Annotated in this window: 18 protein-coding genes and 1 riboswitch; of the genes, 13 read left to right on the forward strand and 5 right to left on the reverse strand. The window is 49.7% G+C overall.

The window, feature by feature from the left end; all coding sequences use genetic code 11:
- The first annotated feature begins 59 nt into the window (after positions 1-59).
- From M891_RS0101780 to M891_RS0101795, 4 genes are all read left to right on the forward strand, one after another.
- Positions 60-911: a transporter substrate-binding domain-containing protein gene (locus tag M891_RS0101780; RefSeq protein ID WP_036699202.1), complete on the forward strand. Its 852-nt coding sequence runs from the start codon at positions 60-62 to the stop codon at positions 909-911.
- Positions 912-1,005: 94 nt separating this feature from the next.
- Complete coding sequence (locus M891_RS0101785; protein WP_028537595.1) at positions 1,006-1,668, forward strand: amino acid ABC transporter permease; 663 nt, start codon at positions 1,006-1,008, stop codon at positions 1,666-1,668.
- Entirely contained in the window at positions 1,655-2,377 is a 723-nt protein-coding gene (locus M891_RS0101790; RefSeq protein WP_028537596.1) for an amino acid ABC transporter ATP-binding protein, read from the forward strand. Before M891_RS0101785 ends, M891_RS0101790 begins: the two co-directional genes overlap by 14 nt.
- Positions 2,378-2,549: 172 nt before the next feature.
- Positions 2,550-2,718: riboswitch (cyclic di-AMP (ydaO/yuaA leader) on the forward strand.
- A gap of 8 nt (positions 2,719-2,726) precedes the next feature.
- The gene (locus M891_RS0101795; protein WP_051416803.1) at positions 2,727-3,419 is read left to right on the forward strand and encodes a 3D domain-containing protein; all 693 of its coding nucleotides are present in this window, start codon (positions 2,727-2,729) and stop codon (positions 3,417-3,419) included.
- A gap of 84 nt (positions 3,420-3,503) precedes the next feature.
- On the opposite strand, the gene M891_RS0101800 is transcribed toward M891_RS0101795, so the two are convergent.
- Complete coding sequence (locus tag M891_RS0101800) at positions 3,504-4,340, reverse strand: polysaccharide deacetylase family protein (protein ID WP_028537598.1); 837 nt, start codon at positions 4,338-4,340, stop codon at positions 3,504-3,506.
- Between the two features lie 186 nt (positions 4,341-4,526).
- Between M891_RS0101800 and M891_RS0101805 the strand changes: the two genes are divergently transcribed.
- Genes M891_RS0101805 through mobB form a run of 5 tightly spaced genes read left to right on the forward strand, consistent with a single transcriptional unit; the run spans position 4,527 to position 8,327 of the window.
- Positions 4,527-5,222 (forward strand): dihydroorotate dehydrogenase electron transfer subunit, encoded by a 696-nt coding sequence (locus tag M891_RS0101805; RefSeq protein WP_028537599.1) that lies wholly within the window; start codon positions 4,527-4,529, stop codon positions 5,220-5,222.
- Complete coding sequence (locus M891_RS0101810) at positions 5,219-6,151, forward strand: dihydroorotate dehydrogenase (RefSeq protein WP_028537600.1); 933 nt, start codon at positions 5,219-5,221, stop codon at positions 6,149-6,151. Before M891_RS0101805 ends, M891_RS0101810 begins: the two co-directional genes overlap by 4 nt.
- 38 nt (positions 6,152-6,189) lie before the next feature.
- Entirely contained in the window at positions 6,190-6,534 is a 345-nt protein-coding gene (locus M891_RS0101815) for a prenylated flavin chaperone LpdD (protein ID WP_016312098.1), read from the forward strand.
- Positions 6,531-7,799: a molybdopterin molybdotransferase MoeA gene (locus M891_RS0101820; protein ID WP_028537601.1), complete on the forward strand. Its 1,269-nt coding sequence runs from the start codon at positions 6,531-6,533 to the stop codon at positions 7,797-7,799. Before M891_RS0101815 ends, M891_RS0101820 begins: the two co-directional genes overlap by 4 nt.
- Positions 7,800-7,838: 39 nt before the next feature.
- Positions 7,839-8,327, forward strand: a complete 489-nt coding sequence (gene mobB, locus M891_RS23145; protein ID WP_036699205.1) for a molybdopterin-guanine dinucleotide biosynthesis protein B — start codon at positions 7,839-7,841, stop codon at positions 8,325-8,327.
- 63 nt (positions 8,328-8,390) lie between these two features.
- Here mobB and xerS read toward each other — a convergent pair whose 3' ends face one another.
- Genes xerS through M891_RS0101840 form a run of 3 tightly spaced genes read right to left on the reverse strand, consistent with a single transcriptional unit; the run spans position 8,391 to position 10,654 of the window.
- Complete coding sequence (xerS, locus tag M891_RS0101830) at positions 8,391-9,473, reverse strand: tyrosine recombinase XerS (protein ID WP_028537602.1); 1,083 nt, start codon at positions 9,471-9,473, stop codon at positions 8,391-8,393.
- Between the two features lie 23 nt (positions 9,474-9,496).
- Positions 9,497-10,165: a spermidine synthase gene (locus M891_RS0101835; protein ID WP_028537603.1), complete on the reverse strand. Its 669-nt coding sequence runs from the start codon at positions 10,163-10,165 to the stop codon at positions 9,497-9,499.
- 42 nt (positions 10,166-10,207) lie between these two features.
- Positions 10,208-10,654, reverse strand: coding sequence for a MarR family winged helix-turn-helix transcriptional regulator (locus M891_RS0101840; protein WP_028537604.1), 447 nt, complete (start codon positions 10,652-10,654; stop codon positions 10,208-10,210).
- Between the two features lie 164 nt (positions 10,655-10,818).
- On the opposite strand from M891_RS0101840, the gene M891_RS0101845 reads away from it, so the two are divergent.
- Positions 10,819-11,274 (forward strand): CBS domain-containing protein, encoded by a 456-nt coding sequence (locus tag M891_RS0101845; protein WP_016312104.1) that lies wholly within the window; start codon positions 10,819-10,821, stop codon positions 11,272-11,274.
- 18 nt (positions 11,275-11,292) lie between these two features.
- Complete coding sequence (locus M891_RS0101850) at positions 11,293-12,534, forward strand: MFS transporter (protein WP_028537605.1); 1,242 nt, start codon at positions 11,293-11,295, stop codon at positions 12,532-12,534.
- Positions 12,535-12,692: 158 nt separating this feature from the next.
- Here M891_RS0101850 and M891_RS0101855 read toward each other — a convergent pair whose 3' ends face one another.
- The gene (locus tag M891_RS0101855; protein ID WP_028537606.1) at positions 12,693-13,619 is read right to left on the reverse strand and encodes an L-lactate dehydrogenase; all 927 of its coding nucleotides are present in this window, start codon (positions 13,617-13,619) and stop codon (positions 12,693-12,695) included.
- A 241-nt stretch (positions 13,620-13,860) separates the two neighbouring features.
- Between M891_RS0101855 and M891_RS0101860 the strand changes: the two genes are divergently transcribed.
- Together M891_RS0101860 and M891_RS0101865 are read left to right on the forward strand one after the other, a co-directional pair.
- Positions 13,861-14,202, forward strand: a complete 342-nt coding sequence (locus M891_RS0101860; RefSeq protein WP_028537607.1) for a darcynin family protein — start codon at positions 13,861-13,863, stop codon at positions 14,200-14,202.
- 223 nt (positions 14,203-14,425) lie between these two features.
- The gene (locus M891_RS0101865) at positions 14,426-15,511 is read left to right on the forward strand and encodes a polysaccharide deacetylase family protein (protein ID WP_028537608.1); all 1,086 of its coding nucleotides are present in this window, start codon (positions 14,426-14,428) and stop codon (positions 15,509-15,511) included.
- Positions 15,512-15,552 lie beyond the last annotated feature (41 nt).

The following is a 15,552-nucleotide window of genomic DNA, read 5'->3' on the forward strand; positions in this document are numbered from 1 at the left end:
AATTAGCCCAGTAATCATCGTCGTGTGATAAAAAGAAAAGCAGAATAGGAGAGAAAAGCATGAAAAAATGGGGCATGTTATTCATAGCGGTCTTGATGGTGACTATGGTGCTGGCCGCTTGTGGTCAGGAAAAAAATAACAGCGGCAACGCGGCAAACAACGCCGGTCAAGCTGCGAACCAAAATGAGACTCAAGCAGGTGGGGATCAAACCGAACCGGCTAAGAAACTGATCGTAGGCATGAGTGCGGACTTCCCGCCATATGAGTTTCATATCAAGAACGATCAAGGGGAAGACGAAATTGTTGGTTTCGACGTAGAAATCGCTAAGGAAATTGCCAAGGATCTGGGCGCGGAGCTGGAGATTAAAGACTTGAAATTCGATACGTTGCTGAACGAGCTGTCCAGTGGACGTGTGGATCTTGTCATTTCTGGTCTTAGCCCAACTCCAGAACGTGCAGAGCAAATTGATATGTCGCAAATTTACTACAAAGCAGAGCAAGCTGTGGTAGCCCGTGAAGCGGACAAAGACAAGTTCAGCACAATGGAATCGCTGGAAGGTGCGAAAATCGGTGTTCAGCAAGGGTCTATTCAAGAAGAGATGGCCAAGGAAATCCCGAATGCGAAGTTGACTTCGCTGGCCAAAATCAATGATATCATTATGCAGTTGAACTCCAACCGTGTTGATGCTGCGATCTTGGAAGGTCCTGTTGCAGAATCGTTTGTCAAAAACGTCAAAGGCCTGGTTATCACTGATGCCAAGCCGGTAACTGAGGATGAAGGCTACGTGATTGGCATTAAGAAAGGCAACAAAGAGCTGCTGGATCAAGTCAATAAGACGCTTGATCGCTTGATTAGTGCAGGCAGCATTGATCAATTCGTTGCTGAAGCTAGTGAACTAGCCGAAAAATAATCACGATATCCATCCACAGAAAATAGCGAAGCTTTCGCTATTTTCTGTTTTTTTGCTTAAAGGTTTGAGGTGAAGGAGGAGGAAGGAAGGCGTTATGGACTTAATTTCAATGTTTATGGAATATCGCAGTTACTTCTTGGCCGGTGTACAATATACCCTGCTCTTGGCAGCGATCAGTGTCTTTTGCGGCTTTATTCTTGGGTTGTTGATCGCGCTGGTGCGGATGTCGCCATGGGGGATACTGCGGTTTCTAGGGCATGCGTGGGTGGAATTTTTGCGCGGCACCCCTATGATGGTGCAGCTGTTGATTATTCACTACGGGTTCTCATTTATGTTTGATATTAATTTCAGCCCGCTTCAGTCAGGCGCGATTACTTTATCCATTAACAGTTCGGCTTATCTGGCAGAAATTTTTCGTGCCGGCATTCAAGGTGTTGATCGGGGGCAGGGAGAAGCCGCTCGTTCTTTAGGGATGACCAAAGGGATGGCCATGCGTCACATCATTATTCCGCAGGCGATCAAATCGGTGCTCCCAGCGATTGGCAACGAGTTTATCACGATCATTAAAGAATCGTCCATCGTCTCGATCATCGGTACCGCTGAGCTGATCTATCAGGCGCAGTCGGTCGTGACGATTACGTATGACGGGATGACTCCTTATTTAATCATCGCCATCATGTACTTTATTCTGACATTCACGCTGTCTCGGATTTTGGGCGTGTTCGAAAGGAAGTTGAAGACCAGTGATCACCGTTAAAGGTTTGCATAAAAAATTTGGCCAACTCCATATTTTGCGCGGGATCGATCTGGAAATCTCCAAAGGCGAAGTTGTCGTTGTTATCGGTCCGAGTGGATCGGGGAAGAGTACGTTTCTCCGCTGCTTGAATCTGTTAGAGGTTCCGACCGAAGGGGAGATCACCTTTGAGGGTGCTTCCATCACTGCCAAAGGACATGACATCAATAAAACCCGCGAGAAAATGGGGATGGTATTCCAGCATTTTAACCTGTTCCCGCACAAAACCGTACTCGACAACATTACGCTAGCGCCAATTCGCGTGAAGAAGCTCGATAAAAGCAAAGCGGAAGCGATCGCTATGGATCTGCTTCGCACGGTTGGACTGGAGGATAAGCGGGATGCTTATCCGGCGCAGCTCTCCGGAGGTCAGAAGCAGCGGATTGCGATTGCCCGCGCATTGGCCATGGAGCCGCATGTGATGCTGTTTGATGAGCCAACGTCAGCTCTGGACCCGGAAATGGTCGGAGAGGTGCTTGACGTCATGAAGAACCTGGCTGAGCGCGGCATGACGATGGTTATCGTTACGCATGAGATGGGATTTGCCCGTGAGGTCGGCGATCGCATCCTGTTTATGGATCAAGGCGTCATTTTGGAGCAAGGCACGCCGCAAGAGGTGTTTGGGGCGCCAAAGCATCAGCGGACGCAGGACTTTTTAAGCAAAGTATTATAAATTTGAGGAACCGTTCGAGGATTCGGGCGGTTTTTTTTGTCCTCGGAGGGATCGACCCTATGCTCTAAGTTTACACGCTTTTTACTTTTGAACACAAAAATGTAACCAGTCCAGTCAAGGGATTCCGCCATTTGGTGGGATTTACCTGGCCTATTGGTTACAAAATTGTGATATATTGAGTAGGCCGAAACCTGAACTTGAGGTGCGGGGGACGAAAGATGAAAGCAGAAGCGGTCAAGCTGACTGTTTTCTTGGGGTGAAGCGTATCGAGGCGATGCGCCGGGAATGATCCTTTTTCCCGAATCCGACAACTAACTCCGCAGGCGCAGTAAAAAGGAGGGCAATTCACTTGAATACTCGTATTTGGTCTAAACTTGCAGCAACGGCGCTGATTGCCGTAAGCCTTACGATTCCGATGCAGACGATATCCGTCCATGCAGACGCGGTACATAATGCCGTGGAAGGAGATACATTTTATCTTCTTGCCAAAAAATATGGCGTAGACATGAATAAACTCATGGCTGCCAACCCATCCATCAATCCAAGTAATATATACGCTGGATTGAAAATCACCATTCCGGGCGTTCAATCGCAATCGGCAGGAGTAGCTTCTGCTGCTCCGGAGAAGAAGGAAAGCGCAGCGACGACAACCGCATCCGCTTCCAAGCTGAAAGTGATGTCCACTGGGAACGTGGTTGAAGCGTGGGGGAAAACCTTTACTTACTCGAAAACGATTAATGTGAAAGCTTCGGCGTATTCGGCATCTGCTAGCGAGAATGGAAAATGGGGCGCGGTTGACTACTTCGGCAACCCGCTGAAGCTGGGCACCATCGCGGTTGATCCCAAGGTCATTCCGATGGGCACGAAGGTGTTGGTAACCGGGCATAACCATGATGGGCTGCCGGATCAAGCTTTTGTAGCTACGGCTACTGACCAGGGGGGCGCTATCAAAGGCAATCGGATCGATATCTTTATTCCAGGCAGTGCGGCAAATGCGAAATCGTTTGGGTTTCAAGATGTGAAGCTTTACGTAATAAATTAAACATCGGTGTGAACCAAAAAGTCGGTCAGGATGTATCCTGGCCGACTTTTTGGTTGATCTGGAGAATTGACGATTCGTCACGGGTCAGCGGTATTTGGTCGTATGCAGCAGCTCAGAAAGATCAACAAATTGATACCCTTGTGCCTGCAGGGCGTCGATAATCTTCGGCAAAGCCTGAATGGTGCCGGTTAAGTCGGAGCCGACGCCGCCGCCTGAATGCTGAAGGATGATCGAGCCGGGTCCCGCCGTGCTCATCACATTGGAGATCACTTTATTTTCGTCGATCCCTTTCCAATCCTGGGAATCCACATTCCAATTCACGAGGGTGTAACCGTTCTTCTTCGCCCATTTGACCTGTTCTTCCTTAATTTCCCCATAAGGCGGCCGAATCAATTGGGGACGGTATCCAACGACGTTCTGAATAATTTTCTCCGTGCGCAAAATCTCGCTCTGGAACTGCTTAATGGAGCGGTTACGGAAGTTCGGATGACTATAGGAATGGTTGCCGATGAGGTGGCCTTCGTGACTCATCCGCCTCAACAAGCCGGGAAACTTCTTTGCTCGTGCCCCAACCACAAAGAAGGTGGCTTTGACCCCTTTGCGGTGAAGCACGTCTAAAATTTGCGGTGTAAACCGCGGATCCGGCCCGTCATCGAAGGTCAGCGCAATCTGCTTCACCTCCGGCCCCCGGAAGATGAAGGTTTCTGAATATTTGCGGCGCAGTTCGCCAAGATCGGCTGACGCGGCACCGGCAGGTATAAATGGATCTTTTTTGTCCGCCTGATCCCCTTGAGATGCTGGGCCCCTGAGTTCGAGATCCCGTGCCGTATCGGCTTTGACGGGATACAGTTCGCTCCCGCCTGCCAAGATCAGAGAAGCGGTCATGCAGCAGACCAGAGCTCTCTTCAGTTGTATAAGCAATTTGAAGTCCCCCTTCATCCCAAAACTATATATGTTCTCTAGTATCCCCTAACTTTTGCAGATCATAATGGATGTTGCAAAATCGCGCGAATTACCGCTTAAGACTGTTGTGAGAGATGTCACAGACGATCCCGCTAAAAAAATGCATCCTTTGATGAAGTGTAATCAAATGGGTGGGGGGAGCTTATGGCAATCGTAGTGGCGAACGAGGAAATATCACCAGGAGTGCTCAAACTGTCGGTACAAGGGCGATTTACGGGAAAAATGGGGCAGTTCTACATGTTGCGCGCCGGGGAACGTTACCCGTTATTGTCCCGACCGATCAGCATTTTTGATCTTGAAGAAGATCGACTGGATTTCTTGATTCAGGTTGCGGGAGAAGGGACGACTCGGTTATCTGAACTGAAGCCGGGCGACCGCTTGACCTTGGACGGGCCGTTTGGGAACGGGTTTCCGCCGCTTGTGGGAAGAATCGCCTTTGTAGGCGGCGGTATCGGAATTGCTCCTTTCTATTATGCGCTGAGGAAAGCACCGCAAGCAGACGTATATCTCGGCTTCAGCCGTGAGCCGTACATGGTAGAGGCGTTCCGTGCTTTGGCCTGCGGTAACGTAACGGTGGATGTAGGCGGCTCAATTCTAGAGAAAGTGGATTTTCGCAAATACGATACGGTGATCGCTTGCGGACCTCACCCGATGCTGCATGCCGTGCAGCGCAAACAGGAGGAAAGCGGCGGTCAGGCGAACGTATACGTCTCCTTAGAGAATCGGATGGCGTGCGGAATCGGCGCATGCCTGGTCTGCAGCGTGAAATGTAGAGATGGCCGGAAGAAGGCTTGCGCGGACGGGCCGGTATTTTTGGCGGAAGAGGTGGTGTTCGCATGACGGATTTATCGTGCCAAATCGCCGGAGTCTCTTTTAAAAATCCGATTGTAATGGCCTCTGGAACGTTTGGCTTCGGTAAGGAATATGGTGCGATTTACGATATTAATCAACTAGGCGGGTTATCTGGCAAAGGCTTGACGCTGCATCCAAAGGGAGGGAACGAAGGTTTTCGTGTAGCTGAGACAGCATCTGGGATGTTAAACAGCGTGGGATTGGAAAATCCGGGCATCCACGCTTTCCTGCGTGAAGAATGTCCGAGATGGGAGCAACTGGACTTGGTTCGAATCGTAAACCTGGGTGGAAATACGATCGAAGAGTATGTGGAAGGCGCGAGGCTCATCGATGAGGATGCGGCATGGCGGAGACGAGAAGGCAGAACCGCAGTGGATATGATTGAGCTGAACATTTCCTGTCCGAATGTCAAAGCTGGGGGCATGGCTTACGGGATCAAAACGGAGATCGCCCGGCAGGTTGTTCGCGAGGTTCGAGCAGCGACGACGCTGCCGCTGATCGTGAAGCTGTCGCCGAATGCCGAGGATATCGTAGGAATGGCGGTGATGTGCCAGGAGGAACAGGCGGATGGCGTCTCGCTGATCAATACGTTTTCGGCGATGAAAATCGATATTTCCAAGCGGCGGAGCGTGTTCGAAAATCTGTATGCGGGTCTGTCCGGCCCGGCGATTAAGCCAATCGCATTGCGGATGGTGCATCAAGTCTGTCAAGCCGTCACCCTGCCGGTGATGGGGATGGGCGGCATCAGCAGCGCAGAGGACGTCGTTGAGTTTATTATGGCCGGCGCAGCCGTTGTTCAGGTGGGGACGCATAACTTCGTGCATCTTCGAGCGGGAGAACAGCTAATTGCTGGCCTAACGGCCTGGATGCAGGCGGAAGGGGTTCAAACCTTGGACGAAATCCGCGGAATCCTTTAAAATAAAGGGCATACTGCAAGTGGAAGGAGCTGCGGAAATTGGCTTTTGAAGATATTAGGCTGGAAGCGATTCCGGTTGGCCGCGATTTACTGCTGCTAATGACTGGAGGCGTCTCCCATATCGGAGCGGCGTCCACCGCTTATCAAGCAGGGGGAGACATCGAAGTATTGACCTCTGCCGTACCGGGGCATAAAGAACACACCTTAACCGAGGGCTATGCCCGCCGCGCATCCAAGGCGCTTGGTCGAACGGTTACCGTGGTCATGGGAATTCATTACGACAATTTAAGCAAAGAAGAAATTAGGGAGATTGCCAAGAAAACCTCCGAAATGCTGGATCAATATTTACAGGAGCAGCAAGGGAATGGAGTGGATCCCCAATGAAGACAACGGACCAGGCGAAATTTCGCCGCAAAGCGTTGCCCGTGCCTGAAGCCCAGGCGATCGTTCTGTCCTACGCTAAGGAGATCGAATCGGAGATAGTTCCCTTGCCGGAGGCGTTAGGTCGAATTTTGGCGGAGCCGGTAACTGCGCCTCATGACTATCCCCATTTTCGGCGTTCAGGGATGGATGGGTTCGCCATCTTGAGCCAAGATACTGTGGGTTGTCATACTGAACATCCGGTCTACTTGGAAGTGGTTGATGAGATTCCTGCTGGCTCCGTTCCCAACGTGAAATTGAAACCCGGACAAGCTGCCCGAATCATGACCGGGGCGAAAGTACCCGATGAAGCGGACGCCGTGGTGATGTTTGAGATGACGGAGGCCGTGACTCGGGAAGGCAAGCCTTACATCCAATTGATCCGGGAAATTGAATCCGGGAAGAACATCACGCCAGTGGGTCTGGAGCTGTCGCAGGGCGATGTGATTCTTGAGCCTGGCCGCAGGTTGTCCGCTGGTGAACTGTCGGTGCTGGCGACGTTTGGCATTCACCGCGTTCCGGTGAAGAAACGGCCGCAGGTTGCTGTCTTCTCCACCGGCTCGGAGCTGCTGCGCATCGATGAACCGCTTCAGGACGGTCGAATCCGTAACAGCAATACCTATATGTTGTATAGTCAAATTATCGAAGCAGGCGGCGAACCGATCCTGTTTGAGGCCATCGAGGACGATTTGGCCCAAGCGAAAGCGCAGGTGGAAGCAGCGATCGCCAAGTATGATCTGGTCGTAACCACCGGCGGTGTGTCTGTAGGTGATTATGATATCATGGCCGACCTGTTGTCGAGCGACAGCGTGGAGATGTTATTCAACAAAGTTACGATGCGTCCAGGCAGTGTCACATCTGCCGCAGTAAAGGATGGCAAGCTATTGTTCGCTTTGTCTGGCAATCCCGGGGCTTGCTTTGTGGGCTTCGAGCTGTTTGTGCGTCCGGCAATCGGTCGGATGATGGGGGTTGCGAAGCCGTTTTTACCTGAGTTCACCGCTGAGCTCGCCCGTCCTTACAGAAAGATCAACAACTTTACCCGGTTTGTCCGCGGCCGGTTGGAGGTGCGGGAAAGCAAGCTCTACGCAATTCCTGCGGAGCTGGATGAATCGGGCGTAATGATCACGATCAAGGACAGCGACGTACTAATCGTGATTCCTCCTTCTAACACGGAGATGCAGGCAGGCGAGCGGGTAACCGTACTGAAGCTGCCAGGCAGCGATTTCTAATGGAATGTGTTCATAGGAAGGACGAGGGAGGAAACGGGCGTGGCATCGGTAGTACAAATCGTCGGCTATAAAAACAGCGGAAAAACAACGCTCATCACCCGATTGGTGAAGATATTTAATGATATGAATCTTCGTGTAGCTGTCATCAAACATGACCTGCACGGTTTCGAAGCCGATCGAGAGGGAACGGATTCGTTTCGTTTCCGAGCGGCAGGAGCAGCGGGGGCGGCGATTACCTCGCCATGGCGAACGGCCGTGTTCGAGGAGCAGGAAACACCGCTGGTTCAGCTGATTGAGCATTTTGCTCAATATGATTTGATTCTGGTTGAAGGCTTTAAGCGGGAAAGGTATCCGAAAATGGTCTTGTTGCGCTCCACAGAGGACGAGCCGTTGATCCAGGAACTGCAGCAAGTCATCGCGGTTGTCCAGAAGGAGGCGAACTTCGCCGCTAATCCGTCTGGGATCCGCCGGTTTCAACGGGATGAGATTAAGCAAATGGCAGCGTACATCCGACATAACTTGATGTAGGCGGAGCCAAAAAAGGACTTCCCATCGTTGAGATGGGAAGTCCTTCTGTGATTATACCTAATGCTAGCTGCTGACCCGGCGCTCAATCGCTTCGGACATCGTCTTGTCCGTGAGATGTGCGTACACTTCGGTTGTTTCCGTCGACGCGTGACCGAGCTGCTCTTTGGTCTTGTAGATATCATTCTGCAAATAATAGTCGGTGGCGAAGGAATGCCGCAGCTTATGAACCGTCAGGTACGGCTTGCCGAAACGTTTGGCGTACTTGATAATCATCGCTTGAATCGCGCGTTTCGTCATCCGTTTCCCTTCTTTCTGTCCGTTGGGTATAGCCACAAACAGGGCCTTCTCCCGCTTGGGTGTACGGTATCGCGATGTTCGAAGCGTCAGATAGGCAGCTAAATCGTCCCTGCACTGCTCTCGGAAGTACACCGGCGTTTTGAATGACTCGTCATTGTTACCTTTCCGGTATACATAAACCAGCTTATTTGCCAGATCCAAATCATCGATGTTCAGGTTAACGACCTCAGAGACACGTAATCCGGAGTTCAGAATCAAGCTGACGATGCAGGCGTCGCGTTCTTTGTTCAGCTCATACGCATAAAGCGCCTGTTTATTGTCTGCTACATCCCGCCCATATCCTTCGGCGATGTAGGCAATAAATTCGGTTAACTCGTCTTCTTCCAATATTTTGCCTTTAAGTTTAGCCGCGGTATCCTTCGGTTTATGGATTCGTTTAATCTCTACCTTCGCCATAATGTTTCGTTTTAGCAGCGGGTAGAAGTTCTCGTCTTCGGCAATTTGACTGAGGTAGTGGAACAACGAGCGTAAGGAAGACATTTTGCGTGAGACTGTAATTTTGGAGTTCGTGCTTTCAGTTCGTGTGGTTAAGTAAAGCCGATACCCCACAATGCTCTCCATATGTAGAATCTCCAGGTCGTGGAGGGTCACTTGGGCATTTGTCTGCGCTGCAGTTAGCCCCTCCGCTCGAAGCCAGCTGAAGAACTGTTCGTAATCCCGTACATACTCTAAAAGTGTAGAAGGGGAAAGATCAGGCAGCTTATAATCGATAAACTGCTGCACGAACCAGGGCATGGATACGACCTTCTCATCCAATTTCTTGCGGTCGATCACTTTTTGAATTTGCATAGAGGCACCTCCTGAATGGCTGACTAGCAGTGAGATCCACGGACATAGAAAATATAATCGGGCTCCCCGTGCGTTTGCGGTACCTCACGGATCTCTACCTCTCCGAACGCCTCCTTGAGCCGAAGGGCGAAATCCGGGGAAGGGGTAGCACTCCAGAAGGAGAGGCAGCCGCCGGGCCGCAGCCGGCTTTGCAGCGCAGCCAGACCGGCTTCATCGTATAATGACGCGTTGGCGTCAAACACTTTCCAATCCGGACCGTTGTCAATGTCCAGACAGATCAGATCAAAGGTCTCCGCCGTTTCTCGAATCCAGGCGACCAGATCTCCATGAATCAACCGTGTTCTCGGATGCGCTAAGGCCTCATCGTTTACATGCGCCAAAACCGTCCGGTTCCACTCAATCACCTTGTCTTCAATCTCCACTACGGTGGCTTCCATTACGCGGGGATCGAGAAGGGCTTCCTGCAGCGAAAATCCAACCCCTAAGCCGCCGATCAGCACCTTCTCGGGGGAGGGCACGAGTTCTAACGCGCGGCGGACCAGCAAGCGCTCAGACTCACCGTTATACGTCGCCATCAGAAAGGTGCCGTTGCTAATAATTTCAAACTCCTCGCCGCGACGTTGGAGCTGGATTTCCCCGCGAGGGGATTCCGTACGTTCGATGATTTCAACTGGTAAATCGACGTGATTCATCAGAGTAACCTCCAGTAAGTTACGTAATAGATATTATGTAAACTAATTTCGCGCTATTGCGTTTAACTTCATCAATTCGTGATTAAATTTCTGCAACAAAGCAGCAAACGTCACGGTGTCTTCCGCCGGCCAGTCTTCCAGCAGTTCTTGAATCCGTGCTAACCGGTTGGCCTTGTAAGTTGTAAACTCCTTCAAACCGAGCTCCGTGATCTCCATGAAGAAGGCGCGCCGATCCGCCGGATCCGGGATTCGTCGGACATATCCTTTATGTTCTAAAGCCGCTGCTTGGCGGCTGACGGTTGAGATGTCTAATTGAAATTCTTCGGCCAAAGCTTTGACACCTACCGCACCTTGATCATAGATCCGATGTAATAGCAGATATGCGGCACGGTCTAGACTCCCGTTTTTGCGGGAAGCCGTTACAGTAGTCATTCGTCGATAAAGGACGGCAAGTTCCAGTTCGATTGTTTCTAGTGATTTGTCATCCATAATTTTAAATACCTCACAGCCAGATAGGATATTTTTATCGTATCATAGAATGGAAAAGAAATTAAATGAATGCGGGCTTCCTAAACAGAAAGCGCTTTTATGCATTCAAGCAATTGACAACAATTTATATAGTTGTATAATACAATTACATGAGGGGGATAACCATGCAAGCGCATGAGATCATGATCAAACACGTTTACAAAGTCAAAGAAACCGATACGGTACGTTCTGTGATTGAACGATTCATGGAATACCGGATCAGTGGACTTCCGATCGTTAATGAACGCAATGAGATCGTGTCCTACATTAGTGATGGCGATATTATGCGTTACATCGGTAAACATCGCGACGTTGTGGTAGATTCAATTTATTACGTTGCTGTGTTTAAAGGAGACCATGAAGATTTTGAACAGCGTGTACGGCGCCTGCTTGATCTCAACGTCATGGAAATCGGGAAGAAGAAAGTTTACACCGTGCCGTGGGATGAGGAAATTGAGAACATTGCGGCGATCTTAGGGAAGAAACAGATTAAGAAGCTCCCGGTCGAACGCAACGGAGTGCTTGTTGGAATTATCAGTCGGGGAGATGTGATCAGGCATTCCTTTAAATCATTTTTATAACCCGGGAAAGGAGTCTTTATGTCATCATCAAACACCATTCAGTACGTAGAAACGAAGGAGCGTTTAGAACTCGAGCAGGCGAGTCTTATCAAACACCCCAAGGCCGTTTGGGCTGTTTTTTTTGCCGCGATCATCGCTTTTATGGGCATCGGATTGGTTGATCCGATCCTGCCGGCGATCGCGAACAGTTTGAACGCAACCCCCAGCGAGGTAACGTTACTGTTCACCAGCTATAATGCTGTCATGGCGGTCGCAATGTTAATTACAGGCACACTTTCTTCGCGCATTGGCATGAAGTGGACCTTGCTTTCTGGCATCATTTTGATCGCGGTCTTCTCCGCGCTCGGCGGATTAGCTGGTAATGTCTGGACGATCATCGGATTGCGCGGCGGCTGGGGACTTGGAAACGCCTTGTTTGTCGCTACCGCTTTGTCGGCTATCGTCACATTATCCGGCACCGGGACGGCCAGAGCGGTCATTTTGTACGAAGCTGCAGTAGGTCTCGGCATCTCGGTTGGCCCGCTCGTTGGCGGTTGGCTCGGTGCGGTGTCGTGGCGCGGACCGTTTCTTGGGGTCGCCTCGCTGATGGTGATCGCCTTCATTGGACTTAGCACCCTCATGCCTAATTCGTCCGCAAGTACCGGCTCAAAGGCATCTCGTACTTCATTGGCGGCTCCGTTTCTGGCCATGCGCCATCGTTCGCTAGTGGTGTTCGGCTTAACTGCTTGCTTCTATAACATCGGTTTCTTTACGCTGATGGCTTATGCTCCCTTCGTGATGGGGCTGGATGAACATGGACTAGGTTACGTGTTCTTGGCGTGGGGGATTTTGTTGGCGATCACCTCCGTATTTACTGCACCAAAGCTGCAGGAGAAGTTTGGTACGGTAAAATCGATGGCAGTGATGCTGTCCCTCTACGCACTGATGATGCTTGTGATGGGCATTTGGACGAACCATCAATGGGTGATTATCATAGCTGTCATTGCCGCCGGGGCAGTGCTGGGGAACAACAATACACTGATCACAACAGCCGTTATGAACGCGGCACCTGTTGAGCGTTCCACAGCATCGGCTGCCTACAGCTTCCTCCGTTTTCTGGGCGGAGCGGTCGCACCGTATATGGCAGGCAAACTGGCTGAGTGGTTTAATCCACATGTCCCGTTCCTCGTTGGCGCCGGTTTCGTCCTGTTGTCGGTATTTTTTATTGCCCTAAACCATAAGCATGTGAAACATGTTGATGAGCTGAAGGCGGGGCATTGATTCAGCGACAGATTAGCGAAGCAGAACGTGCAGAGATCACTCAGCTTATGAATTAACCTAGTGAATTATAATGATTAATGGGATGAAATAAATAAAAAAGAACGTCTGGAACCGCAGATAAGCAGTTCGGACGTTCTTTTGCGTTTTATGGGTGAGGATTACAGATCCAGCTTGGCGATTTCCGCCTTCAACTTATTCGCCGAAGCGTGGAACCGAGTTAACTCTTCACTATCCAGCTTCAAATCCAGCACTTCACGGACGCCAGAGCGGTCAACGATACTCGGTACCCCAAGGTAAACATCGGAGACACCGTTATAATCCGTCAGCAATGTCGAGACGTTCAGAACGGAGCCTTCGTTCTGCAATATCGAGACGATGATGCGGTCTAACGCCAGCGCAATCGCGTAGTATGTAGCCCCTTTGGCGTTGATGATCTCGTATGCAGCGTTTTTCGTATTATTGAAGATTTCTTCACGATCTTCATCAGAGAATTCCAAGCCGATGCCGGCGACATTCGCCAAGCTCCAGAGCGGAACCTCGGAATCCCCGTGTTCGCCGATGATATGAGCATGAATGCTGCGTGGGTTAATTTTCTTGTTCTGTCCAATGAGGTAACGGAAACGTGCGCTGTCCAGCAGGGTACCGGAGCCGATGACACGGTTGGACGGGAATCCGCTTTTCTTCAATGTAACGTAGGACAGAATGTCGACGGGGTTCGTTGCTACGAGAATGATGCCGTGATTATTGTATTTCACAATATTCTGAATAATGCTGTCGAAAATAACGGCATTTCGTTTGAGCAAATCGATCCGCGTCTCGCCTGGACGTTGAGAAGCGCCTGCGGCGATAACAATGACATCAGCCTCCGCACAATCGCTGTAATCTCCAGCCCATAGCTTTACACCACCAGTGAAGGGAAGACCATGGTTCATGTCCAGAGCTTCGCCCAGCGCCTTCTCCTTATTGGCGTCGATCAAGACCAGCTCGGACACCCGTTCTCTTAAGAGCAACGTATAAGCGGTAGTTGCACCAACTGCTCCGGTGCCGATAATGACAACCCGGCTGGAACTCATCTTGTTTTTCATGTTTTTCATCTCCTCGTCGTGTTCTCCATGCTTTAGCTTGCACCGTTGGTGGGTTTCTTAACCTTCAGGATGCAAGCACTTCAGGGCGCTTCGTTTCATCATAGAATGAAAGCGCGTTATGTATTTGGGTTACAACCATTGTACCCGAAGAAAGTTCTAAATTTAAAGTAAAATCTGGAATGTTCGCATTTTAAATAATAAAATAAGCACAATCATTTTCTAAATTAAGGTGGGACTTCAAGTGCATTACATGATGATTGTGTTATTGGAATTTTACCCTTCTTGGCTGGCATTACCACGAGAGGAACGCAGGAAGTATGCGGGGGGTTTACAAGAGATTATCGATAAATATCATCCGCATGTGAGGGTTCGCTTTTTCGATGCAGAAGCATTACCTGGGAAGGACTATACGGATTTCGCCGTATGTGAGACTGACGATATGCGCAAGTACCATTATTTGTGGGAAGAGATCCGAGATTCTATTCCGTATACCAGAGGTTATATGAAGATCAAAGATGTGATCATCGGCTTGGAAAATGCTTTTCAGTCCTATGAGTCAGAAGTGTTGAAGATGGATGAATAGATAATATCGGATTTTACATCCAATGAGCCGCTTTCTAATGGAAGGCGGTTTTCTTATGTTCCCTTTCAATTATAAACATAAATATTGTTATGTTAACTAAGTGTCGTTTTTTGAAAGTTGTTATCACATTGTAACCAGCGATTAACGATTCTGTAAGGACGAAACTCTCACTTTATATTATTCTATTAAATAGAAAAAGAGAGAGAGGAATCCGGTGAATGAGATGTCGCCTTACGGGAAACGAAGTAACAAGCATGGAGAGCGTAACACACATTCCAAAATGATTCGACGTACGAGACTGATTATCACAGCTGCTCTCGTGCTGACGGCATCATCCCTTGCTTTGACTGCGGTAGCAGTCACCCCGATGATCAACGGATCCCTTCCGCATAAATCACCAACCCAGGTGGTCATCCCGGCAAAATTGGCATCTGCAGGGGAAACGGAGAAGGGACAGAGCGTTAATCTTGCGTCCTCACAGCAAACGACGGAGCCAACGGTTACACCGGCAGATTCAAACAGCACTCCGTCAGAACCAGATAACACCCAAGCGGAGCCGAAGGGGACTCCAAGCCAGGAGGAAGGTGCTTCCCAGAAGGCGGAATCCGAACGGGCACCTGCTCCGCCAGCTGTACTACCTGAGGTCGAAGCAAAATCTCCAGCACAGCAGAGTAATCAGTCAAAAACGACTGTAAAGCCCAAAGTCATCTATCTGACTTTTGATGACGGACCTAGCAAGTATACGGAGCAGCTGCTCGATATTTTAGAGCATTATCAGATTCATGGGACCTTCTTTATGATTGGGAATCAGGTAAGCAAAAATGAGAAAATCGTAAACCAGGTGTTGCAGGAAGGACATTACATAGGTTTGCACAGCATGACGCACAACAAGAAGATTTTATATAATGGCAAAGGGTCGACGAACTTCATCGCAGAATTTACGAAGGAACAGAAGCTGATGGAGAAGCTTACCGGCACTTCACCAACCTTGATTCGTGCGCCTTACGGCAGCAAACCGGAGATCGGTGAGAAATTCCGCGGCGATATCGCGGAAGCGGGATTTAAGATGTGGGATTGGACAGTCGATTCCATGGACTGGAAATACCCGAACAGCCCAAGCACGATTCTGAAAGAAGTGAAGCGGCAAACGCACCGGGATACTGAGGTTATTCTGATGCATGAGAAGGCGCAGACGGTAAAGGTTTTGCCCCAAGTTATCGAATATTTACAGAGTAAAGGGTACGCTTTCGCTGTCTATAAACCCAATCAGCATTTCTCAGTTAACTTTGGGAACGACCCCCGATTGTAACGGTGAGAAAAACATGTATGTTATAATGAAGCATATCTAAC

Source organism: Paenibacillus sp. J14, assembly GCF_000518465.1.
Classification (GTDB): domain Bacteria; phylum Bacillota; class Bacilli; order Paenibacillales; family Paenibacillaceae; genus Fontibacillus; species Fontibacillus barengoltzii.

Excerpts from the sequence above, each read along its gene's own strand:
- M891_RS0101855 (WP_028537606.1), bottom strand. The coding sequence starts at position 13,619 with ATGAAAAACAAGATGAGTTCCAGCCGGGTTGTCATTATCGGCACCGGA.
- M891_RS0101845 (WP_016312104.1), top strand. The coding sequence starts at position 10,819 with ATGCAAGCGCATGAGATCATGATCAAACACGTTTACAAAGTCAAAGAA.
- M891_RS0101850 (WP_028537605.1), top strand. The coding sequence starts at position 11,293 with ATGTCATCATCAAACACCATTCAGTACGTAGAAACGAAGGAGCGTTTA.
- M891_RS0101805 (WP_028537599.1), top strand. The coding sequence starts at position 4,527 with ATGGCAATCGTAGTGGCGAACGAGGAAATATCACCAGGAGTGCTCAAA.
- M891_RS0101810 (WP_028537600.1), top strand. The coding sequence starts at position 5,219 with ATGACGGATTTATCGTGCCAAATCGCCGGAGTCTCTTTTAAAAATCCG.
- M891_RS0101840 (WP_028537604.1), bottom strand. The coding sequence starts at position 10,654 with ATGGATGACAAATCACTAGAAACAATCGAACTGGAACTTGCCGTCCTT.
- M891_RS0101835 (WP_028537603.1), bottom strand. The coding sequence starts at position 10,165 with ATGAATCACGTCGATTTACCAGTTGAAATCATCGAACGTACGGAATCC.
- xerS (WP_028537602.1), bottom strand. The coding sequence starts at position 9,473 with ATGCAAATTCAAAAAGTGATCGACCGCAAGAAATTGGATGAGAAGGTC.
- M891_RS0101780 (WP_036699202.1), top strand. The coding sequence starts at position 60 with ATGAAAAAATGGGGCATGTTATTCATAGCGGTCTTGATGGTGACTATG.
- M891_RS0101820 (WP_028537601.1), top strand. The coding sequence starts at position 6,531 with ATGAAGACAACGGACCAGGCGAAATTTCGCCGCAAAGCGTTGCCCGTG.
- M891_RS0101785 (WP_028537595.1), top strand. The coding sequence starts at position 1,006 with ATGGACTTAATTTCAATGTTTATGGAATATCGCAGTTACTTCTTGGCC.
- M891_RS0101865 (WP_028537608.1), top strand. The coding sequence starts at position 14,426 with ATGTCGCCTTACGGGAAACGAAGTAACAAGCATGGAGAGCGTAACACA.